Here is a 20,044-nt window from a genome sequence, read left to right as displayed (position 1 = left end):
TGTCCTGATGATGGTCACCGCCCTCGTCGGTGCCCGTATCGGACGACACAATGTCGTGGATGTGACGTGGGGTGGCGGCTTCGTTCTGATCGCGCTGATCTCCGCTGCGACCGGAACCGGTGATCTGTGGCGACGACTCCTGCTGGTCGTGCTCGTCGGAGTGTGGGGTCTTCGTCTTGCGCTGCACATGGTGCAGCGCTCACGCGGACACGGTGAGGATCCGCGGTACACCGAGCTGCTGTCCAAGGCCACCGGCAACAGAACCTGGTACGCCCTGCGGAAGATCTATCTGACGCAGGCGGTTGCGCTGTGGTTCGTGTCCCTTCCACTGCAGGTATCCGCCGTCTCACACGGATCGGTTCTACCCGTCGTCGTACTCGGCGTAGTGATCTGGCTACTCGGATGGACGTTCGAGGCAGTGGGCGACGCGCAATTGAAGGCGTTCAAGGCCGACGCGTCGAACAAGGGCAAGATCATGGACCGAGGTCTGTGGTCCTGGACGCGGCATCCCAATTACTTCGGCGACTCGGCAGTGTGGTGGGGACTGTTCCTCGTCTCGGCCTCGGCGTGGCCTGGGGTGTTCACGATTCTGTCGCCCGTCGCGATGACGTACTTCTTGGTGTTCGCCACCGGGGCTCGGCTGTTGGAACGGAGCATGGAGAAGCGTCCGGGGTATCGCGAATATCAGCAGCGAACCAGCTATTTTCTGCCACGGCCACCGAAACGGCAGAGCAAGTAGCTCGCGGGTGGGGCAGCGGCGTTAGGGTTGAACGAGAAATTCGGTTCGTCGACCGGATTCGGTTCGTTCGAGGATTGAGGAGGCGCATCGTGGCGCACGAGAGAGCTGGAACCACTGCACTGCCGGAGGATCTGGTCGATCTCTCGCAACTCGTCACGGCGTACTACTCGCGCATTCCGGACGTGTCGGAGCCGAGTCAGCAGGTCGTGTTCGGGACCTCGGGTCATCGAGGTTCGAGCCTGGATTCGGCGTTCAACGAGGCGCACATCGTCGCGACCACGCAGGCCATCGTGGAATATCGTTCCGCGCAAGGCATCACCGGGCCACTGTTCATCGGTCGAGACACCCATGCATTGTCCGAGCCCGCGTGGACCACGGCTCTGGAGGTGTTGGCAGCCAACGACGTCGACGTTCTGGTCGACTCGGGGGATCGCTACACCCCGACGCCCGCCGTCAGTCATGCCATTCTCCGGTACAACGAGTCGGGGCCGACCGCGAAAGCCGACGGCATCGTGGTCACACCGTCCCACAATCCGCCGCGTGACGGCGGGTTCAAGTACAACCCTCCGCACGGTGGACCGGCCGACAGCGATGCGACGTCGGTGATCGCTGCCCGCGCCAACGAGCTTCTCCGCGAGGGCATTACCGGAATCAAGCGCGTGACTCTCGCGCAGGCGTTCGCGGGAAGCGTCTCGCGGTACGACTTCCTCGGCACCTACGTGGACGACCTCCCGAACGTGCTCGATCTCGATGCGATCCGCGCCGCCGGAGTTCGCATCGGTGCGGATCCGCTCGGCGGTGCCAGTGTCGACTACTGGGATGCGATCGCCGAACGACACAACCTCGATCTGACCGTCGTCAATCCGTTGGTCGACGGCACGTTCCGCTTCATGACGTTGGACACGGACGGCAAGATCAGAATGGACTGCTCGTCGCCGAACGCGATGGCATCACTGATCGCAGCCCGGGATCGATTCGACATCGCCACGGGCAACGACGCCGACTCCGATCGACACGGCATCGTCACTCCCGACAGTGGTCTGATGAACCCCAATCACTACCTCGCGGTCGCGATCGACTATCTGTTCACCCACCGACCCGGGTGGTCACCGACCGCGGCAGTCGGCAAGACGCTGGTGAGTTCCTCCATGATCGATCGCGTCGTCGCCGGTCTCGGACGAAAGCTGCTCGAGGTCCCGGTCGGGTTCAAGTGGTTCGTGCCGGGCCTGCTGGACGGCGAGCTCGGCTTCGGCGGCGAGGAGAGCGCTGGTGCCTCGTTCCTGCGGCACGACGGCCGAGTGTGGACCACGGACAAGGACGGAATCATTCTGGCGCTGTTGGCCTCGGAGATCACCGCGGTCACCGGATCGACACCGTCGCAACGCTACGCAGAATTCACAGCCGAGTACGGCGACCCGTCATACGCCCGCGTCGACGCTCCGGCAACCAGGGAGCAGAAGGCTGTGCTCGCCAAGTTGTCGCCCGACCAGATCACAGCCACCGAATTGGCGGGGGAGCCGATCACCGCGACGCTGACCGAGGCTCCCGGAAACGGGGCCGCACTGGGTGGGCTGAAGGTGACAACGGAGAGCGCCTGGTTCGCAGCTCGTCCGTCGGGAACCGAAGACGTCTACAAGATCTACGCGGAGTCGTTCCAGGGCAAGGAACACCTCGCCGAGGTCCAGGCTGCAGCACGTGAATTGGTCTCGTCCGCTCTCGAGAGCTCGTGACCGACTCACCGACACCCGACCACGACAGCCCGGCCCCCGAGCCGGCATTCCAACCCGGAGGCAAACTCCCACCGGAGATCTGGGTACTGGTCTCGGCAGCGTTCGTCATCGCCCTCGGATTCGGCATCGTCGCGCCTGCCCTGCCGCAGTTCGCTCGAGAATTCGGCGTCGGATACACGGCCGCATCGGCAGTGATCAGTGCCTTCGCCCTCATGCGGTTGCTGTTCGCACCGGCGAGCGGCGCTCTGGTTCAGCGCCTCGGCGAACGACCCGTCTACCTGATCGGACTGTTGATCGTGGCGGTCTCCACCGGTGCGTGCGCTCTGGCTCAGACGTACTGGCAGCTGCTGGTGTTTCGCGGACTGGGCGGAATCGGGTCGACGATGTTCTCGGTGTCTGCTCTCGGACTGCTGATCAGAATCAGTCCACCTACCAGTAGAGGCCGCATCTCCGGGCTGTACGCGACCGCTTTCTTGCTGGGAACCATCGGTGGTCCGCTCGTCGGCGGCGCGCTCGTCGGTTTCGGTCTGCGGGTGCCGTTCGTCATCTATGCCGTGGCTCTGGTGATCGCCGCTGCCGTCGTGTACTTCACCCTCGGCAATTCCGATCTGGTCAAGCCGGAGAAGGGAACTGCGCCGCCGACGATGTCGTTGCTCGCTGCTCTGCGAATCCCGTCCTATCGGGCCGCCCTGGCGTCGAATTTCGCGAACGGATGGGCCGTGTTCGGTGTCCGGGTGGCGCTGGTGCCGTTGTTCGTCGTCGAGGCAATGCAGCGGTCCGAGGTGTTCGTCGGGATTGCTCTCACGGTGTTCGCAGTGGGTAACGCTCTGGTTCTCACCAGTGCCGGTCGCCTGTCCGACGTACGCGGACGCAAACCGTTCATGCTGGGCGGTTTGGCGGTGTGCGGCCTGGGAACGGTCGTGATGGGGTATGTCCACGATCCGGTGTTGTTCCTCGCGGTGTCGTTGATCGCCGGAATCGGATCGGGCCTGATGAGTCCTGCCCAGCAGGCCTCGGTCGCCGACGTGATCGGCTCCAAGGCGCGTGGAGGACCCGTGCTGGCTGCCTTCCAGATGGCGTCCGACGTGGGCGCTGTGATCGGCCCGATCGTGGCCGGAATGATCGTGGAACGGGTCTCGTTCGGTCCGGCTTTCGCCGTGACGGGCGCACTGCTTCTACTGGCGGGGTTGTGGTGGTCGCGCGTTCCGGACACCCTCGAGCGCGAGCGCAGCTGACGGATACGTCCGTAGTATTCGCTCTGTGAGCGAGAAGAAGACATCCAGCACGAAACACACTCCGCAGGCCTCGTCGAACACCGTGACGTACATTCTGGGCGGTATTGCATTCCTCGTGGTGGTCGCGGTCGTCGTGGTAGCGATCCTGTGGCAGCGAGGCAGCGACGCGCCCCGGAACGACGGGTACGGATCGGTCAAGAATCCCGAGGTCGAATTGTCGTTGCCGGGAGACGGTGTCGTCGTATTGGCTCGTCCGGGCGCGCAGCGCGTCATCGATATCTACGAGGACCCGATGTGCCCATTCTGCAGTGATCTCGAGGTGAAGCACGGCCAGGAATTGGCTCAGAAAATCGACGACGGCGTTGTCTCGGTCAACTACCACCTGATCAATTTCCTCGATGCGAGCTCGGCCTCGGGTGACTATTCGACGCGGGCCGTTGCGGCGTCGCACTGCGTGGCCGCCACCGAGAATGCGCGGGTCTACTCGGCTTTCCACGCCGCGCTGTTCGACCCGGAATTCCAGCCGGAGGAAGGAAGCGACTCCGACCGAACCGATGCCGAGCTGTCGGAGCTGGCAACGTCGAACGGAGCGAGCGATCTTGCGGTGGAGTGCATCACCACGGGCGCTCAGCGTGACGCAGCGGTGGCGGACGCGACGACCGGTCGGGACGCCTTGGCCGCATCGGGCGCACGCGGAACTCCGGGTGTTCTGGTGGACGGACAGGTGGTCGACGCGCTGGGCGACTCGGAATGGTTGGCTACGGTCGGCTGATCGGGGTCGAGCGCGGGGGCCCGTACCGGAGCATCGAGTACGGGCCGCACCAGCTGATTTGTTGCTGCCGCGAGCCATGGTGTAACTTCGTTCGAGCAACCGCATGAGCGGGAGCACGCAGTACTCGGGGCTATGGCGCAGCTGGTAGCGCACCACACTGGCAGTGTGGGGGTCAGGGGTTCGAGTCCCCTTAGCTCCACCGAGAAAGCAAAAGCGCCGCCCATCGGGCGGCGCTTTTGTTGTGTCTATGGCTTCGGCCACCGAATCGGCGTCTGCAGCGTGAGTCCTGAGACGCCGATTCGGAAGGCGGGAGTCAGTGAGCTGCGTCGAACGCCTGCTCCACTTCGGCGGGTATTCTTCCGCGCGCAGAAATGTTGTGGCCGTTCGCCTTCGCCCATTCTCTGATGGCTTTGGTCTGATTGGCGTCGCGCTTCGCCCCGGTGGCCGGGGAAGTCGACTTCTTCTGTCGCTTTCCACCCACCTTCGTCGAGTGCTCGATGTAATAGTCGAGCTTGCGGTGGAATTCTTTGGCGTTCTTGTCGCTCAGATCGATTTCGTAGCTGACTCCGTTGACCGAATAGGTTATGTGTTCGCCACCGGATTCGATCGGTTTTTCGTCGATGTCATCGACTAGTTGCACATAGACTTTTCTGGCCATGCTGAAGCTCTCCAATGGTGCAGGGAATGATGCGGGGGGATGTCCAGATCGAACTGTGTCGACTATACGGCCGAACAATGTGTATATCCATGCTGGCCGATCGATTGTTACCGGTTTCGCAGCATTGCCACAGAATCTGCAGATGTATTCGTCGAAACCGACGTGGCGCAGGCATTAAGTGTGTGCGCAGTGCGAGGGATCGCTGTTGCGGTGAACAAAGACAAACTGTCCGGTATTGATAGGAAATTCGTTCTCGGGGTCGGTTCGAGCCGGCGGCCGATTTCGGAGTTTCGCGGCACTCGTGTCGCCGTCGTGGGAAACATGAGAAGGCTGGGCAGATCGCAACGAATCGATCACGAAATGCACTCCTTTGGCTAACGAAATTCGATCAGGGACTCGAATGGTTCGATTTCTGGTTCACTCGAGCAGCAAGTGTCTGTTGTGACGCACGGTAGCTCCTGATGCCAATGGGAACCGCGTGGCTCGACGGCGTCCGAGGTGCCGAGAGGGGAGTGGCGCGACCGGCTCCACCGGAGCGCCCACGAGTCGATGAAATCTTCACGAACAGCCGGGTCGGCTGCGGTGACGCTGATGTGCGCAGGTCTACTGGGTGCTGGAGCGCTCGTCGGCGCACCGGCATCGGCCGACCCGTCCACGCCCGCCACCGCGCCGTCGGCGACACCCGGCACGGAATCGGCCGGACGAGAGTTGACGGGAAAGACGGTCTTCCTCGATCCGGGTCACCAGGGCACAGCTCACTCGGAGAATCTGCAACGGCAGGTCGACGACGGGCGCGGCGGTACCAAGGATTGCCAGACCACGGGCATGACCACGGTGGACGGGGTGCCGGAGCACACCATCAACTGGAAGGTCTCGGAGCTGGTTCGGTCCAGTCTGGAGAGTCTCGGTGCGACGGTGAAGACCAGCCGCGTCGACGACGCCGGATGGGGCGGGTGCGTCGACGATCGGGCTCGCGCTGCCAGCGCGTCCGGAGCCGATGTGGCCGTCAGCATTCATGCGGACTCGACGAGCACGACGACCGACACCGACAAGCACGGATTCCATCTGATCGTGCCGACACTGCCGATTCCGAATGCGGCGGCCGATGCGGCTCAGTCCGAGGGCGGGCGCTCGGCCTCGAAGCTGATGAGAGATTCCTACGTTCGCGCCGGGTTCGATCCCGCCAATTACTCGGGCGTTGTCGACGGGATCCAGGAACGATCCGACGTCGCGGGGCCCGCACTGACGACTGTTCCGTTGGTGTTCGTCGAGATGGGCAATGGTTCCAACCCGGACGACGCGGCGGTGCTCGAGGGCTCGGACGGTCAGGTGAAGCATGCGATCGCCATCTCCACCGGCATCATCGACTATCTTCTCGGAGCCGAGGCTGCCTCGTCGCCGGACGTCGCAGTTCCCACCGCCTCTGCGCCGACGCCGACGAGCGCGACTGTCCCCGCCGCTACGTCGACGTCCGTAGCGGGTCGTAGTGCCTTGTCTCGACTACTCGAAAGCGTCTCGCCGTATGTCGAATCGTTCGGTGTCGACGGGTTGAAGGGATTGGTGACCGACGAGAACGTCAGCAGCGTCTCCACCTTCGCTCGAGGCCTCCTGAATCGAATTCTCGCCGCCCGGTAGTCTCGACCGGCGTGGCGCGTCGACGAATTCCGGTGGTAATCGTTGCCGGCTTTCTGGGTGCCGGCAAGACCACTCTGCTCAATCATCTGTTGCGCAACGATGCGGGAATTCGGATCGGCGTCGTGGTCAACGATTTCGGTGCGATCAACATCGATTCCATGCTCGTTGCAGGACAGGTCGATTCGATGGTGTCACTGGGCAACGGATGCATCTGCTGTGCGGTGGACATCAGTGACATGGACGCGATGTTCGATACGCTGGCACACCGCCGTTCGGCCATAGACGTGATCGTGGTGGAGGCCAGCGGATTGGCGGAGCCACGGAATCTCATTCGAATGGTGCGCGGCAGTGAGAACGAGTTCATCGTGTACGGCGGATTGGTGGGAGTCGTCGACGCGGTCGAATTCGCGGTTACCCGCACCCTGCATCCCGAAATCGATCAGCATCTGCAATTGGCGGATCTGGTGGTACTGAACAAGTCCGACGCCGTCGAGGATTCGGAGCGCTCTGCGGTGGTGTCGACGGTTCGGTCCATTGTCGGCGACGTCCCTGTCGCAGCTGTGTCGTTCGGACGCGTCGATCCTCTGTTGTTGTTCGACCGGCCCCAGAACGGGCCGGTCGAATCCGCACTACCCGTGCAACTGTCCTTCGACGAACTTCTCCGCGAGCACCTCGACGGCGACAGCTGCCACGAGCACGGACACCACCGACACCTGCATGCGCAGTACTCGCATACCGAGTTCGTCAGCACAGCAGCGATGCAGCCGCGTCGGCTGATCGAATTTCTCGAGAACCCGACCGGAAACCTCTACCGCATCAAGGGTGTCGTGCATTTCGACCTGCCGGGACACCAGCAGAAGTTCATCGTGCAGACGGTGGGGCGACACATCCGGTTCGAGAGTGCAGCGTGGTCACGGGGTGAAGCCCAGCAGACATCACTGGTGCTGATCGGCACCGAACTCGATGCGGACGCGGTCGAACATCGACTGCGGGCCTGCGTGCGCGGCCCTGACGACGCAGTCGACGCCTCGGCCATGTTGCCTGTCCATCGATACCTCGAGCCGGCGTAGGTCTTCTACAGTCCGACCCATTCGGTGCGCCCGCCTTCGAAGCCCTGCCGTTTCCAGATGGGTACCTCGGCCTTGATGCGTTCGACCAGTCGGGCGCACGCCTCGAACGCCTCGGCGCGATGAGCCGATCCGACTGCGGCCACGAGCGCGAGATCGCCGACCCGCAAGTCCCCGACGCGATGCACGGCAGCGACCGCAAGACCGGTTTCGGACGAGACCTCCGAGCAGCATCGGCTCAAGAAGCGTTCCGCATCGGGGTGGGCGCGGTATTCGAGAGTTTCCACGGCGTGGCCACCGTCGTGGTCACGAACGATTCCGCTGAACAGCACCACGGCACCGTGATGCGAATCCTGTACCGCGGCTCCTACTTCGGTGGTCGTCAGCGGCTCGTTCGAGATGCGGGCGACGAGTTCAGTCATCGTGGGGTCCTCCTCCTGAGATCTGGGCGAGTACATGGTCGAGGAGCGGATCGAGAACGGCCAAGCCGTCTTTCACGCCTCCCGGTGATCCGGGCAAGTTGACGACGAGGGTACGTCCGATCAACCCGGACACCCCGCGACTCAGCACCGCGTGCGGCGTCGCGGAGGTTCCCTTGGTGCGGATCTGGTCTGCTATTCCTGGCATCTCGATGTCGAGCAGTGCCGCCGTGGCCTCCGGAGTTGCATCGGTAGGGGAGACGCCGGTTCCGCCGGTCGAGATGATCAGCGACGGCTCGCCGCGTAGCGAGTCGCGCAGCCCGGCCTCGATGTCGGCATCGGCGTACACCAGCGGGCCGCGCACCGCGAAGCCCCGATCGGTCAGCCAGGATGCGATGGACGGGCCGGTGGTGTCCGGGCGGGTCCCGCGAGCACCGCCGGTGGAGGCCACGAGCACGACCGCCGACTTCGTCCCCTCCGACGGCCGAGCGTCGTCGTCGGGGGCGGTCGCCTTTGCATTACGCTGCCAATGCCCGTGCTTACCACCGTCTTTGGTGATCAGCCGGACGCCGTTCATCGTCGCACCCGGGTCGACCGCCTTGACCATGTCGTGCAGAGTCAACCCGGCAACCGCGACGGCGGTGAGGGCTTCCATCTCGACGCCGGTCCTACCGGTCGTGCGCGCGGTGGCCTCGACCGTGATCGAGGTGTCGGTGAATCCGAAGGAGATCTTGACCGACGAGAGCGCGAGCTGATGGCACAGCGGAATCAGGTCGGACGTGCGCTTGGCAGCCGAGATACCGGCGATCCGAGCGGTCGCCAGGACATCGGCCTTCGGCATGCCGTCCGCCTGCACCAACCCGATGACCTCGGGCGTGGTGACGAGCTCGCCGGCCGCCACAGCCGTTCGGGAGGTCTCTTTCTTGTGCGCCACATCGACCATGCGGGCACGGCCCTCGTCGTCCAGGTGAGACAGGGGGTTCTGCGGAACTTCGGTGGTCACAGCGGCCATACCTCCACGGGTGATCCTGCGGCGAGTTCGGTTGTCTCGGCGGCGATGTCGATGAGCACGTCGGCCCACGCCAGTGCGGCCACCAGGTGGGACCCCGGTCCGGCGACCAGTTCGACCCGGCCGTCGTCACGCAATTTCCCGCGGAGCAGTTGACGCCTGCCCGGCGGCGAGGTGATCGACTGGAACAGAGTCGCAGGGCCCGACAAGACCGGTGGCAGGCCGGCCGATCGCCGAACGATGTTGCGCGCGAACATGATGTACGACACCACGGTGCTGACGGGGTTGCCGGGGAAACTCAGGACCGGGGTGCCGTCGAACATCGTGATGCCCTGAGGTCCACCCGGTTGCATCCGAACCGATCCGAACTGTCCACCCAGCGGCGCGAGAACGTCCTTGACCACCTCGAAGTCGCCCATCGACACTCCACCGGAGGTGATGATGAGCTCCGCCGATGCGGCTGCGGAGGTGAGGATGCTTCGGAAGCGTTCCGGATCGTCGGTGCTGCGTGCGACGGTGACCACGTCGGCACCGCTCGCGCGCAGGTGCGCGGCAAGAGTGATGCCGTTCGAGTCGAAGATCTGACCGGGCGAGAGCGTCTCGCCTGCGTCGGCCAACTCTGCTCCGGTGGTCACCACGGCCACCCGAGGACGCGACCGTACGTCGACGGTGGCCAGTCCGACGGCGGCGAGAACCGAGATGTGCCGGGGCTCGAGCACTCTGCCCGCGTCGATCAGGACCGTTCCCGCGCGTACGTCGCTACCCTGTTCGCGCACGAATTCGCCTGCGACGCGGGGTCGTTCGACGGTCACCGCACCTGCGGTGGTCACCGTGGTGTCCTCCACGGGGACGATGGCGTCCGCTCCGTCGGGTATCGGTGCGCCGGTCATGATCTTGGCTGCGCTACCGGGCGTGAGCGTCGACGGTCGGGTGGGTCCGGCAGCGATGATCGTCGACACCGGAAGCGTCACGGGCGCAGACTGCACCGAGCGAGAATCGACCGCATAACCGTCCATCTGCGAATTTCGGAACAGAGGTAGATCGACGGGGGAGGTCACGTCGTGGAACGCCACCCGTCCCAGTGCGTCGGTCAGCGGCACTCGTTGGGCTGCTCGGGTGCCCAAGTCTGCGAGCAGCGACTCGATCGCTGCTGCGTGCTCCTCGACGGATACGGCGCTCACAGTGCAGGTCCGGTGATCGCTCGAGTGTGCTCAGCCGTCATGGCTGCCAATCCTAGGCACGCCGACACGACGGGTGCGTGTGGGCTGCGGCATACTGGGTAGACAAGCCGATGTGAGACATGCAGGAACAGACGGATTCGAGGTGTGAGGTGACGGTGGACAGTGTCACGTCCCTCGGGATCCCGCGTATCGGTGCAGCTTCCTCTGGGTCGTCGTTCGGCCCGGTGGACGATCGTCCCGACGTGCCGCATCTGATCGATCGCTTCGGGCGGGTGGCACGCGATCTGCGCATCTCGATCACCGAGAAGTGCTCGCTGCGGTGCACGTACTGCATGCCGGAGGAGGGGCTGCCGGCAATCCCCACGGCCGACCTGCTGACCGCCGCCGAGATCGCTCGGGTCGTCTCGGTTGCCGTGCGCCTGCTGGGAATACGCGACGTGCGTTTCACCGGCGGCGAGCCTCTGATGCGTCGAGATCTGGACGAGATCCTTCGTTCGTGCTCCGCTGTGGCGGACGGCGTTCCGTTGTCCATGACCACCAATGCCGTCGGTCTGGAACATCGCGCGCAGGCCCTCGCCGGGGCCGGTCTGACGCGCGTCAACGTGTCGTTGGACTCGGTCGATCGCGAACAGTTCGCGCGCTTGACTCGACGCGATCGTCTGCCGTCTGTGCTGGCCGGCATCCGGGCGGCCAAGAAGGCGGGCATCGGTCCGGTGAAGGTCAATGCCGTACTGATGCGAGATACCCTCTCCGGGTCCGTGGATCTGCTCCGGTGGTGTCTGGACGAGGGGGTCGCGCTTCGATTCATCGAGCAGATGCCACTCGACGCCGATCACGAATGGGCCCGCAACAACATGATCGACGCCCAGACGTTGCTCGACGAGCTGTCCACTGCGTTCGATCTACGTGAAGTGGGTCGCGCCGATCCGTCCGCTCCCGCCGAGGAATGGAGCGTGGACGGCACGGAGGCGACCGTGGGAATCATCGCGTCCGTCACGCGCTCGTTCTGCGGCGACTGTGATCGAACGAGGCTCACTGCCGAGGGGACCATCAGGTCCTGCCTTTTCAGCGACGACGAGACGGATCTTCGCGCGGCGCTGCGTGGCGGTGCCACCGATGACGAGTTGGCAGCAGTATGGCGCGGAGCCATGTGGAACAAATGGGCCGGGCACGGCATCGACGCCGAGGGCTTCGTGCCGCCGACCCGCAGTATGGGAGCAATCGGTGGTTGAGACACAGCCCAGCACGACCGGTAGTCGAACGATGCAGGTGGAGGTGCGGTACTTCGCGGCCGCCGTCGACGCGTCCGGCTGCGAGTCCGAACACCTCACTCTGCCGGTCGGTTCGACGCTGGGAGAATTGCGCGAGGCCATCCGTTCTCGGTACGGAGCCCCGATGGAACCGATTCTGCGGGTGTCGGCGTATCTGGTCGGAGACGAGTTGACCCGCGATCTGGGTCGGTCCGTAGGCAGCCGAGTCGACGTACTGCCGCCGTTCGCCGGCGGCTGATCGTCACCGATCGCCGCCGACGAAGGTCGGTCAGTGACCGTTCTTCCACCAATCGTCGAACGGTGTCACTGGAACGGTTCGCTTGTGCCGCGTCGCGGCGAACATCTTCTCGAGTTTGTCGGCCACTTCCTCGGTGACGTCCTTGCCTTCGAGGTAGTCGTCGATCTGCTCGTATGTGACGCCGAGTGCTTCCTCGTCGGGCAGAGCCGGTCGATCGTCTTCGAGATCCGCGGTGGGGACTTTGCGCCAGGTACTTTCGGGCGCACCGAGCTCGCGCAGCAGCGCAGCGCCTTGACGCTTGGTCAGGCCGGTCAGTGGCGTCAGATCCACCCCGCCGTCGCCGAACTTGGTGAAGAAGCCGGTGACCGCCTCGGCCGCGTGATCGGTGCCGACGACCACGTATCCGAGTTCGCCGGCGATCGCGTACTGGGCGACCATGCGTTGGCGAGCTTTGATGTTGCCGCGCACGAAATCTCGGACCTCGCCGGTTCCCAGAGCCTCTGCGGTCGCAGCGGCTGCGGCATCGGAGGCCTCCTTGATGTTCACCGTCACCGTGCGGTCGGGGTCGATGAACTTCAGTGCGATCGCCGCGTCGTCCTCGTCGGCCTGCACACCGTAGGGGAGCCGTACGGCGACGAATTCGGCCTCGTGCCCGTCGGCTCGTAGTTCGGTCACCGCCCGTTGTGCGAGCTTGCCGGTGAGGGTGCTGTCCTGTCCGCCGCTGATCCCGAGTACGAAACCGGACGCCGGGGTCGACGCGAGGTAGTCCTTGAGGAAGTCCACGCGCCTGCGGACCTCCGTCACCGGATCGATGGTCGACTGTACCGCCAGCTCACGCATGATTCCGGAGCGCAATTCCGAGTTGATGTGTCCCATCCGATCATCCTAATGACGAGTGCGGGTACGCGTTCGGGTCGAGAAGGATGCGTAGTGTCGTTCGACGTGAGCGGATCCACCGATACCTTCGTCAAGCGAGATACCCGCGCGCACCCGGACTTCTTCGAGGCCGAGGCGACGGGACTCGCGTGGCTCGGTGAGACAGGGGTGCCTGTCGTCGGTGTTCTCGATCGCGGACCGACGTTCATCGAACTCGAGCGGTTGACGGCCGCGCGTCCCACCGAGATCGCGGCCCGTCGATTCGGGCGCGCACTGGCCCGGATGCACGACGGCGGCGCGGCCGGATTCGGGGCTCCGCCGAATCGCCCGGACGGCACACCGTTTCCCGGGCAGTTGTTCATCGGCTCGCGGCCCATGACCAACACTGTCCACGCCACGTGGGGTTCGTTCTACGCCGCCGAGCGAGTGCTGCCGTTTCTGCGGATCGCGGTCGACGCCGGAAACGTGACGCAGTCCGAGGCGGCGACCGTCGAGGCGGCGTGCGAGCGGGTGGCGGACGGCGAGTTCGACGATGATGAACCGCCCAGTCGAATCCACGGAGACCTGTGGAACGGCAACGTCTTCTGGACCGATGCGGGTGTCGTGCTGATCGATCCCGCGGCACACGGCGGCCATCGCGAAACGGATCTGGCGATGGCGACACTGTTCGGCTGTCCTCATCTGGACGCCATGGTCGACGGCTACGAGTCCGTGCACCCGCTGCGGACGGGGTGGCGCGACCGAACCGCCCTCCACCAGTTGCATCCTCTGGCCGTACATGCGGCCGGACACGGCCGTTCGTACGGAACTGCCTTGCATTCGGCGGCACTGTCGATCCTCGCGACGTGACCGACAACCGCTATGGGACGCGAGTTGCTCTGCGCACCAGATCTTCCCACCCGTCGGCCAGACGATCCATCGTCATTCCGAGGTCTCGGTACTGGTGCAGCACCAACGTGGCTTCCAGGGGGGTGAGCAGCCAGTAGGTGAGAAGTTCCAGGTCTCCCTCCACGCCGGCTGCACGGAGCAAAGACAGAACGTGTGTGAAATTGACCATGTGCGCCGGAGCCGAATACCGAGCGTCGGCCGAGCTTTCCGCGGCGCGCAGCACCTCACCCTGAACCCTGACGAATTCCAGCCGTGCCCGACCGAACGCGACGAGGCGGTCGATGGGATCGGCACCGGGCCCGAGCGGCGGTTCGCCGAACATGAACGAGCTCTGCAACATCTTCTCGGTGTGATCCAACAGGGCTCGCATCAACCCGGCGCGGTTGCCGAAGCGCCGGAACACGGTGCCTTTGCCGACGCCGGCCCTCGTTGCCACGGCCTCCATGGTGACGGCGTCGGCACCGAGGGTCGCCACCAGCTCCGTCGCCGCGTCGAGGAGCAGCCGGCGGTTGCGGGCAGCGTCACAGCGTTCGGAGTCTTCGCCTACTACGGGCAGCATCGGACCGGTCACCTGTTCAGGGTACCTCGCTGAGGAATACAAGTGGACCGCGGTCCGTTTGGATGGTATGAATTGACACGACGATCACGTCATCCGAACTTTCGAAGGAAGATTTCATGTCAGACGCACACGTACTCGTTCTCGTCGGAAGCCTGCGCGCCGAATCGGTGAACAAGCAGATTGCCGAGACTGCAGTCACCGTCGCACCGGCCGATGCCGAGATCGTGGTCTACGACGGGCTGGGCGACGTTCCCTTCTACAACGAGGACATCGACGTCGACGGCTCCGTGCCTGCGGCCGCCCTCGCTCTGCGCGCCGCTGCCGAGAAGGCTTCTGCGCTGCTGTTGGTCACGCCCGAATACAACGGCACCATTCCGGCCGTGCTGAAGAACGCCATCGACTGGCTCTCACGTCCCTATGGTGCCGGTGCCATGGTGGGCAAGCCGGTCGTGGTCATCAGCGCATCGCCGAGCGGCAACGGGGCCAAGTGGGCCCACGAGGACACGAGCAAGGCCGTCCGCATCGCCGGCGGATCCGTACTCGAGGACGTCCAGCTCTCCATCGGCGGCACCATCGACAAGTTCGGGGCCGCTCACCCGCGTGAGAACGCCGAGGTGTCCGGTGAGATCGGCCATGTTGTGGCCGAGTTGGTCAAGGCGTCGAAGGAACTCGTCAGCGCGTGATCGCTTGATGGTATCGGGAATCGTTTTCATGTATCCTGGTCTCATGAAGGTGAGAAATTCTCTGAAATCGCTCAAGAACAAGCCCGGTGCCCAGGTGGTTCGCCGCCATGGGGTCGTGTTCGTGATCAACAAGAAGGAGCCGCGGTTCAAGGCGCGTCAACGCTGACACTCGCGTGATCCACGTGACGGCCCCTCGGAGCAATTCCGAGGGGCCGTCGTCGTGCGCGGGTGTCTTCGGTGATCGTCACTGTCGGGGCGACGGTCGGTAGTGACGAAAGACACCTCGTTTTGTGACGTCCGACACGCCGATGTGGGGTGGACAAGCGTCGGTCGCACGGCCGTGACCAGCGAATACCACGCATGTTGTTCGCAACATCTCGTGTTCTAGGCAGATGGGGGACACTAGGTGTAGTGTTTGACCCGCCGAGAGACCACAACTCGAAGAGCCTGAACGACGTGGGTTCGAGCAGGTCGCAGTCGCCCTGAGCGGGAGATGTTCTCGGTGCCACACGCAGAGCACATCGTCGCCATCGGTGCACCCGACGGCGACAACGGAAAGAGGGACACCATGAGCATCACCGTTTACACCAAGCCCGCCTGCGTCCAGTGCAATGCCACCTACCGCGCCCTCGACAAAGCGGGTATCGAGTACTCCGTCATCGACATCTCGCAGGACCCCGAGGCACGTGACTACGTCATGGCGCTCGGTTACCTGCAGGCCCCCGTCGTCGTCGCCGGTGACGACCACTGGTCCGGTTTCCGCCCGGATCGCATCAAGACCCTCGCGACGAACGCTGCTTGAACAGATCAAGAAGGTGAGTGAGCGGTGAGTTCACAACAGCAGTCCTCGAACTCACTCGTCTACTTCTCCAGCGCGTCGGAAAACACGCACCGTTTCGTGTCGAAGTTGGATATCCCCGCGACGCGCATTCCCTTACGAGATCCGGACGGCACGTTTCGCGTCGACTCTCCCTACGTCCTGATCGTGCCGACGTACGGCGGAGGAACGACGTACGCCGGCCGCGACACCAACTACGTCCCCAAGCGTGTGATCAAGTTTCTCAACGACAAGCACAATCGATCGTTGATCAGAGCCGTCATCGCTGCCGGAAACACCAATTTCGGTGACTCCTTCTGCTTTGCCGGAGACGTCATCTCGCAGAAATGCGCGGTTCCGTATCTCTACCGCTTCGAATTGATGGGCACCCCCGAGGACGTAGTGCGAGTCCGCGAGGGACTCGAAGACTTCTGGGAACGGGAAGTCCGTCGCGCTGCCCACACGCACTGAGCATCAACCACCACAGACCAGTAGGAGCACCGCCGTGGCACCGACCATCACCGACGCAGCACCCGCACCCGCGACCGTTCGCAGCGACGGTGACATGGACTATCACGCGCTCAACGCGATGCTCAATCTCTACGGGCCCAATGGTGAGATCCAGTTCGAGAAGGACCGCGAAGCTGCCAATCAGTACTTCCTGCAGCACGTCAACCAGAACACCGTGTTCTTCCACGACCTGGACGAGAAGCTGGACTACCTGGTCGAGGAGAACTACTACGAGCCCGAGGTTCTGGACCAGTACTCACGTGAGTTCGTGAAGTTCCTGATCAACCACGCGTACTCGAAGAAGTTTCGATTCCCGACCTTCCTCGGTGCGTTCAAGTACTACACCTCCTACACGCTCAAGACGTTCGACGGTAAGCGCTACCTCGAACGCTTCGAGGACCGTGTGTGCATGGTGGCATTGACGCTGGCGGCCGGTGACGAAGCCCTGGCCACCGATCTCGTGGACGAGATCATCGCCGGCCGATTCCAGCCCGCGACGCCCACCTTCCTCAACTCGGGCAAGAAGCAGCGCGGCGAGCCCGTCTCGTGCTTCCTGCTCCGCATCGAAGACAACATGGAGTCCATCGGACGATCCATCAACTCCGCGTTGCAGCTGTCCAAGCGCGGCGGCGGAGTTGCATTGCTGCTGAGCAACATTCGCGAAGCAGGTGCGCCGATCAAGCGGATCGAGAACCAGTCGTCCGGTGTCATCCCGATCATGAAGCTGCTCGAGGATTCGTTCTCGTACGCCAACCAGCTCGGGGCACGCCAGGGCGCGGGCGCGGTGTACCTGCACGCGCACCACCCCGATGTGTACAAGTTCCTCGACACCAAGCGTGAGAACGCCGACGAAAAGATCCGCATCAAGACGCTGTCCCTCGGAATCGTCATCCCGGACATCACGTTCGAGCTGGCGAAGAAGAACGAGGACATGTACCTGTTCTCGCCGTACGACGTCGAGCGCATCTACGGAGTGCCGTTCGCCGACATCAACGTCTCGGAGAAGTACTACGAGATGGTCGACGACAAGAGGATTCGCAAGACCAAGATCAAGTCGCGTGAATTCTTCCAGACCCTCGCCGAGCTGCAGTTCGAGTCCGGCTACCCGTACATCATGTACGAGGACACCGTCAATCGTGCGAACCCGGTGAAGGGCAAGATCACTCACTCCAACCTGTGCTCGGAGATTCTCCAGGTCTCGACGCCGTCGACGTTCAACGACGACCTCTCGTACAGCCATGTGGGCAAGGACATCTCGTGCAACCTGGGCTCGCTGAACATTGCCAAGACGATGGATTCGCCCGATTTCGGTAAGACCATCGCGGTGGCGATCCGTGGTCTGACTGCGGTGTCGGATCAGACCCACATCTTCTCGGTACCGTCGATCGAGCAGGGCAACAACGACTCTCACGCGATCGGCCTGGGTCAGATGAACCTGCACGGCTACCTCGCCCGCGAGCGCATTCACTACGGCTCGACCGAGGGAATCGACTTCACCAACATCTACTTCTACACGGTGTTGTTCCACGCCATCCAGGCGTCGAACCAGCTGGCGAAGGCGCGCGGCCAGTACTTCAAGGGCTTCCCGGATTCCAAGTACGCGTCGGGTGAGTTCTTCGACAAGTACACCGACCAGGTGTGGGAGCCTGCGACACCGAAGGTCGCGAAGTTGTTCGCCGACTCCGACGTCGCCATCCCGACCCAGGCCGACTGGGCCGCGCTGAAGGCGTCGGTGCAGGAGTACGGAATCTACAACCAGAACCTGCAGGCCGTTCCGCCGACCGGCTCGATCTCGTACATCAACAACTCCACCTCGTCGATTCACCCGGTGGCGTCGAAGATCGAGATCCGCAAGGAAGGCAAGATCGGCCGCGTCTACTACCCGGCACCGTATCTCGACAACGACAACCTGGATTACTACCAGGACGCGTACGAGATCGGCTACGAGAAGATCATCGATACCTACGCTGCCGCAACGCAACACGTCGATCAGGGCCTGTCGTTGACGCTGTTCTTCAAGGACACGGCCACCACCCGCGACATCAACCGCGCGCAGATCTACGCATGGCGCAAGGGCATCAAGACGCTGTACTACATCCGTCTGCGTCAGATGGCCCTCGAGGGCACCGAGGTCGAGGGCTGCGTTTCCTGCATGCTGTAACCGGTTCGTTCGGTCGACCTGTGGCAATACCGTGATGTCAGGGCGCGATGCGAAGCATAATCAGGCATGGGCACCGAAGCGGACGGCGAGGTCGAATCCGACGTCGACGTGACAATGGCTCGGAAGGACTCGATTCCTTCCGAGCCATCGTCGCGTGGTCGACATGCTCGCCGGCGGGTACCTCGCCGCCGATTGGCGGAATGGGATCCCGACACTCGTGGCCACGATGCACTCGAGACAATTCTTGCGCAGAACGCGATACGAGTTCAGGAGTTGCTGCCGATCCGGTACGCCCGGATGTCCGCGTCACCATGGACGTATTTTCGCGGTGCTGCCGCAGTGATGGCCGCGGACCTGGCGTCGACCCCGCACACCGGCATCGAGGTCCAGTTGTGCGGTGACGCTCACGTGTTGAACTTCGGATTGTGGGCGACGCCGGAACGAAACCTGTATTTCGACCTTCGTGATTTCGACGAAACTCTGCCCGGCCCGTTCGAGTGGGACCTCGAACGTCTGTCCACTTCCCTCGTGGTTCTCGGACGCGAGAACGGTGTGGATTCGCAGCGATCCGGCCGGGCAGTGGCAGAGATGACGGCCGCGTACTGCCGAAAGATGTCGACATACGCGAACACTCCGGAAATCGACATCTGGTACGACCGCATCGACGTCGACGGTCTGCTCGGGCATTTCTCCTCGGGCATCGCTCGCCACGCCGAGAAGCTCATCGAAACGAAAGCCGAGCGTCGCACCAGCCGTGGTGCGTCCCGCAAGTTCACCGAGACGAGGGACGGGCGTCGAAGAATTCGCGAGGACCCCCCGTTTCGCACTCATGTGGGAGATTCTCAGATCGAATTGGTGCAGGCGGTGATCGCCGGCTACAGCGAATCGGTCGACGACCACATCTGGAGTCTGCTGTCCAGATTTCGAGTCCTCGACGTGGTTCGCCAGGTGGTCGGCGTCGGGAGTGTCGGAATGCGGGTCTATCTGGCACTACTGGAGGAACGGCGGACTCGCGATCCGTTCTTCTTGCAGATCAAGCAAGCGGGGCCCTCAGTGTTCGAGCGGTTTCTCGAGCCGAGCGCGTACGACAATCACGGTTCACGGGTGGTCAACGGCCAACGAATGCTGCAGAGCGCCACCGACATGTTCGTAGGGTGGACGTCGGTGCCGGCCGGGCCGGAGGCCGGTCAAGGGGACCTGAACTTCTACGTTCGGCAATTCCGCGACATGAAGGTCATTCCCGACGCCGAGATCATCGGGCCGTACCTCACCGAGTTCGCCACGGCGTGCGGCGAAGTCCTCGCCCGAGCCCATGCTCGAAGCGGTGACGCCGAGGCAATAGCCGACTACCTCGGCCGGGGCGACAATGTCGGTCGGGCGATGGTGGAGTTCGCCCACGCCTATGCCGATCAGAACGAGCGCGATCACGCGCAACTGGTCGGTGCCATCGAGGCGGGAACGGTCCCGTGCTCGGTGGGCTGGTGACCGAAGACTCGTGGGAATACGGTCGTTCCCCGCGGCAACACTCCGAGCACACTTTGTAGTGCCTCCCGGAACTGTCGGACACAACGGGTAGTGTTCGTGTCAGCGACTTTT

General features: G+C 63.5%; 21 protein-coding genes and 1 tRNA gene. 16 read left to right on the top strand and 6 right to left on the bottom strand.

Going from position 1 to position 20,044, the window contains the following annotated elements:
• Positions 1 to 7: 7 nt before the first annotated feature.
• The 5 genes from CH262_RS11660 to CH262_RS11640 all read left to right on the top strand — a co-directional run bounded on the left by CH262_RS11660 (position 8) and on the right by CH262_RS11640 (position 4,675).
• Positions 8 to 739, top strand: a complete 732-nt coding sequence (locus tag CH262_RS11660; RefSeq protein ID WP_179274986.1) for a DUF1295 domain-containing protein — start codon at positions 8 to 10, stop codon at positions 737 to 739.
• An 89-nt stretch (positions 740 to 828) separates the two neighbouring features.
• Positions 829 to 2,469 (top strand): phosphoglucomutase (alpha-D-glucose-1,6-bisphosphate-dependent), encoded by a 1,641-nt coding sequence (pgm, locus tag CH262_RS11655; RefSeq protein WP_027496584.1) that lies wholly within the window; start codon positions 829 to 831, stop codon positions 2,467 to 2,469.
• Positions 2,470 to 2,546: 77 nt separating this feature from the next.
• Positions 2,547 to 3,704: an MFS transporter gene (locus CH262_RS11650; protein ID WP_051365365.1), complete on the top strand. Its 1,158-nt coding sequence runs from the start codon at positions 2,547 to 2,549 to the stop codon at positions 3,702 to 3,704.
• A gap of 25 nt (positions 3,705 to 3,729) precedes the next feature.
• Positions 3,730 to 4,476, top strand: coding sequence for a DsbA family protein (locus CH262_RS11645; RefSeq protein ID WP_179274970.1), 747 nt, complete (start codon positions 3,730 to 3,732; stop codon positions 4,474 to 4,476).
• Positions 4,477 to 4,602: 126 nt separating this feature from the next.
• A tRNA-Ala gene (locus CH262_RS11640) sits at positions 4,603 to 4,675 on the top strand.
• 114 nt (positions 4,676 to 4,789) lie between these two features.
• On the opposite strand, the gene CH262_RS11635 is transcribed toward CH262_RS11640, so the two are convergent.
• Positions 4,790 to 5,134, bottom strand: coding sequence for a histone-like nucleoid-structuring protein Lsr2 (locus CH262_RS11635; protein ID WP_027496587.1), 345 nt, complete (start codon positions 5,132 to 5,134; stop codon positions 4,790 to 4,792).
• 549 nt (positions 5,135 to 5,683) lie between these two features.
• Here CH262_RS11635 and CH262_RS11625 point away from each other — a divergent pair.
• Together CH262_RS11625 and CH262_RS11620 are read left to right on the top strand one after the other, a co-directional pair.
• Entirely contained in the window at positions 5,684 to 6,769 is a 1,086-nt protein-coding gene (locus tag CH262_RS11625; RefSeq protein ID WP_230591971.1) for an N-acetylmuramoyl-L-alanine amidase, read from the top strand.
• An 11-nt stretch (positions 6,770 to 6,780) separates the two neighbouring features.
• Positions 6,781 to 7,839, top strand: a complete 1,059-nt coding sequence (locus CH262_RS11620; RefSeq protein WP_094717636.1) for a CobW family GTP-binding protein — start codon at positions 6,781 to 6,783, stop codon at positions 7,837 to 7,839.
• A 5-nt stretch (positions 7,840 to 7,844) separates the two neighbouring features.
• Here the strand turns inward: CH262_RS11620 and CH262_RS11615 are convergent, their stop codons facing one another.
• The 3 genes from CH262_RS11615 to CH262_RS11605 are packed head-to-tail and all read right to left on the bottom strand — an operon-like array spanning position 7,845 to position 10,445.
• On the bottom strand, positions 7,845 to 8,258 hold the full coding sequence (locus tag CH262_RS11615; RefSeq protein ID WP_094717635.1) for a molybdenum cofactor biosynthesis protein MoaE: 414 nt from the start codon (positions 8,256 to 8,258) through the stop codon (positions 7,845 to 7,847).
• Positions 8,251 to 9,267, bottom strand: a complete 1,017-nt coding sequence (moaCB, locus tag CH262_RS11610) for a bifunctional molybdenum cofactor biosynthesis protein MoaC/MoaB (RefSeq protein ID WP_094717634.1) — start codon at positions 9,265 to 9,267, stop codon at positions 8,251 to 8,253. The genes CH262_RS11615 and moaCB overlap by 8 nt, the downstream gene beginning before the upstream one ends.
• Positions 9,255 to 10,445, bottom strand: coding sequence for a molybdopterin molybdotransferase MoeA (locus tag CH262_RS11605; protein ID WP_094717633.1), 1,191 nt, complete (start codon positions 10,443 to 10,445; stop codon positions 9,255 to 9,257). The genes moaCB and CH262_RS11605 overlap by 13 nt, the downstream gene beginning before the upstream one ends.
• A 179-nt stretch (positions 10,446 to 10,624) precedes the next feature.
• On the opposite strand from CH262_RS11605, the gene moaA reads away from it, so the two are divergent.
• Together moaA and CH262_RS11595 are read left to right on the top strand one after the other, a co-directional pair.
• A complete protein-coding gene (gene moaA / locus CH262_RS11600) occupies positions 10,625 to 11,677 on the top strand; it encodes a GTP 3',8-cyclase MoaA (RefSeq protein ID WP_094717744.1) in 1,053 nt (350 codons plus the stop codon).
• Positions 11,678 to 11,708: 31 nt separating this feature from the next.
• Positions 11,709 to 11,954: a MoaD/ThiS family protein gene (locus tag CH262_RS11595; RefSeq protein WP_032383453.1), complete on the top strand. Its 246-nt coding sequence runs from the start codon at positions 11,709 to 11,711 to the stop codon at positions 11,952 to 11,954.
• A gap of 30 nt (positions 11,955 to 11,984) precedes the next feature.
• Here CH262_RS11595 and nadE read toward each other — a convergent pair whose 3' ends face one another.
• Positions 11,985 to 12,830 (bottom strand): ammonia-dependent NAD(+) synthetase, encoded by an 846-nt coding sequence (gene nadE, locus CH262_RS11590; RefSeq protein ID WP_032366345.1) that lies wholly within the window; start codon positions 12,828 to 12,830, stop codon positions 11,985 to 11,987.
• Positions 12,831 to 12,896: 66 nt separating this feature from the next.
• Between nadE and CH262_RS11585 the strand changes: the two genes are divergently transcribed.
• Positions 12,897 to 13,679, top strand: a complete 783-nt coding sequence (locus CH262_RS11585; protein ID WP_256988763.1) for a fructosamine kinase family protein — start codon at positions 12,897 to 12,899, stop codon at positions 13,677 to 13,679.
• Between the two features lie 10 nt (positions 13,680 to 13,689).
• Here CH262_RS11585 and CH262_RS11580 read toward each other — a convergent pair whose 3' ends face one another.
• Positions 13,690 to 14,289: a TetR/AcrR family transcriptional regulator gene (locus CH262_RS11580; protein ID WP_027496598.1), complete on the bottom strand. Its 600-nt coding sequence runs from the start codon at positions 14,287 to 14,289 to the stop codon at positions 13,690 to 13,692.
• A 104-nt stretch (positions 14,290 to 14,393) separates the two neighbouring features.
• Between CH262_RS11580 and CH262_RS11575 the strand changes: the two genes are divergently transcribed.
• From CH262_RS11575 to CH262_RS11550, 6 genes are all read left to right on the top strand, one after another.
• Complete coding sequence (locus CH262_RS11575; protein ID WP_094717631.1) at positions 14,394 to 14,960, top strand: NAD(P)H-dependent oxidoreductase; 567 nt, start codon at positions 14,394 to 14,396, stop codon at positions 14,958 to 14,960.
• A 43-nt stretch (positions 14,961 to 15,003) separates the two neighbouring features.
• On the top strand, positions 15,004 to 15,126 hold the full coding sequence (gene ykgO, locus CH262_RS11570) for a type B 50S ribosomal protein L36 (RefSeq protein ID WP_027496600.1): 123 nt from the start codon (positions 15,004 to 15,006) through the stop codon (positions 15,124 to 15,126).
• A 402-nt stretch (positions 15,127 to 15,528) separates the two neighbouring features.
• Positions 15,529 to 15,762 carry a redoxin NrdH gene (locus CH262_RS11565; RefSeq protein ID WP_027496601.1) on the top strand — a complete coding sequence of 78 codons (234 nt, stop codon included), beginning with the start codon at positions 15,529 to 15,531 and terminating at the stop codon, positions 15,760 to 15,762.
• A 24-nt stretch (positions 15,763 to 15,786) separates the two neighbouring features.
• Positions 15,787 to 16,248: a class Ib ribonucleoside-diphosphate reductase assembly flavoprotein NrdI gene (gene nrdI, locus CH262_RS11560; protein WP_027496602.1), complete on the top strand. Its 462-nt coding sequence runs from the start codon at positions 15,787 to 15,789 to the stop codon at positions 16,246 to 16,248.
• Positions 16,249 to 16,282: 34 nt separating this feature from the next.
• The gene (gene nrdE, locus CH262_RS11555; protein ID WP_032370748.1) at positions 16,283 to 18,448 is read left to right on the top strand and encodes a class 1b ribonucleoside-diphosphate reductase subunit alpha; all 2,166 of its coding nucleotides are present in this window, start codon (positions 16,283 to 16,285) and stop codon (positions 18,446 to 18,448) included.
• A gap of 66 nt (positions 18,449 to 18,514) precedes the next feature.
• Positions 18,515 to 19,933 (top strand): DUF2252 domain-containing protein, encoded by a 1,419-nt coding sequence (locus tag CH262_RS11550; RefSeq protein WP_373453781.1) that lies wholly within the window; start codon positions 18,515 to 18,517, stop codon positions 19,931 to 19,933.
• Positions 19,934 to 20,044 lie beyond the last annotated feature (111 nt).

Origin of the sequence: Rhodococcus sp. 05-2255-1e (genome assembly GCF_002259025.1) — a bacterium.
Classification (GTDB): domain Bacteria; phylum Actinomycetota; class Actinomycetes; order Mycobacteriales; family Mycobacteriaceae; genus Rhodococcoides; species Rhodococcoides fascians.
This window is presented reverse-complemented; position numbering and strand designations above follow the sequence as displayed.

Excerpts from the sequence above, each read along its gene's own strand:
- CH262_RS11660 (WP_179274986.1), top strand. The coding sequence starts at position 8 with ATGATGGTCACCGCCCTCGTCGGTGCCCGTATCGGACGACACAATGTC.
- CH262_RS11635 (WP_027496587.1), bottom strand. The coding sequence starts at position 5,134 with ATGGCCAGAAAAGTCTATGTGCAACTAGTCGATGACATCGACGAAAAA.
- CH262_RS11625 (WP_230591971.1), top strand. The coding sequence starts at position 5,684 with ATGAAATCTTCACGAACAGCCGGGTCGGCTGCGGTGACGCTGATGTGC.
- CH262_RS11615 (WP_094717635.1), bottom strand. The coding sequence starts at position 8,258 with ATGACTGAACTCGTCGCCCGCATCTCGAACGAGCCGCTGACGACCACC.
- moaCB (WP_094717634.1), bottom strand. The coding sequence starts at position 9,267 with ATGGCCGCTGTGACCACCGAAGTTCCGCAGAACCCCCTGTCTCACCTG.
- CH262_RS11595 (WP_032383453.1), top strand. The coding sequence starts at position 11,709 with ATGCAGGTGGAGGTGCGGTACTTCGCGGCCGCCGTCGACGCGTCCGGC.
- nadE (WP_032366345.1), bottom strand. The coding sequence starts at position 12,830 with ATGGGACACATCAACTCGGAATTGCGCTCCGGAATCATGCGTGAGCTG.
- CH262_RS11575 (WP_094717631.1), top strand. The coding sequence starts at position 14,394 with ATGTCAGACGCACACGTACTCGTTCTCGTCGGAAGCCTGCGCGCCGAA.
- ykgO (WP_027496600.1), top strand. The coding sequence starts at position 15,004 with ATGAAGGTGAGAAATTCTCTGAAATCGCTCAAGAACAAGCCCGGTGCC.
- CH262_RS11565 (WP_027496601.1), top strand. The coding sequence starts at position 15,529 with ATGAGCATCACCGTTTACACCAAGCCCGCCTGCGTCCAGTGCAATGCC.
- CH262_RS11550 (WP_373453781.1), top strand. The coding sequence starts at position 18,515 with ATGGGCACCGAAGCGGACGGCGAGGTCGAATCCGACGTCGACGTGACA.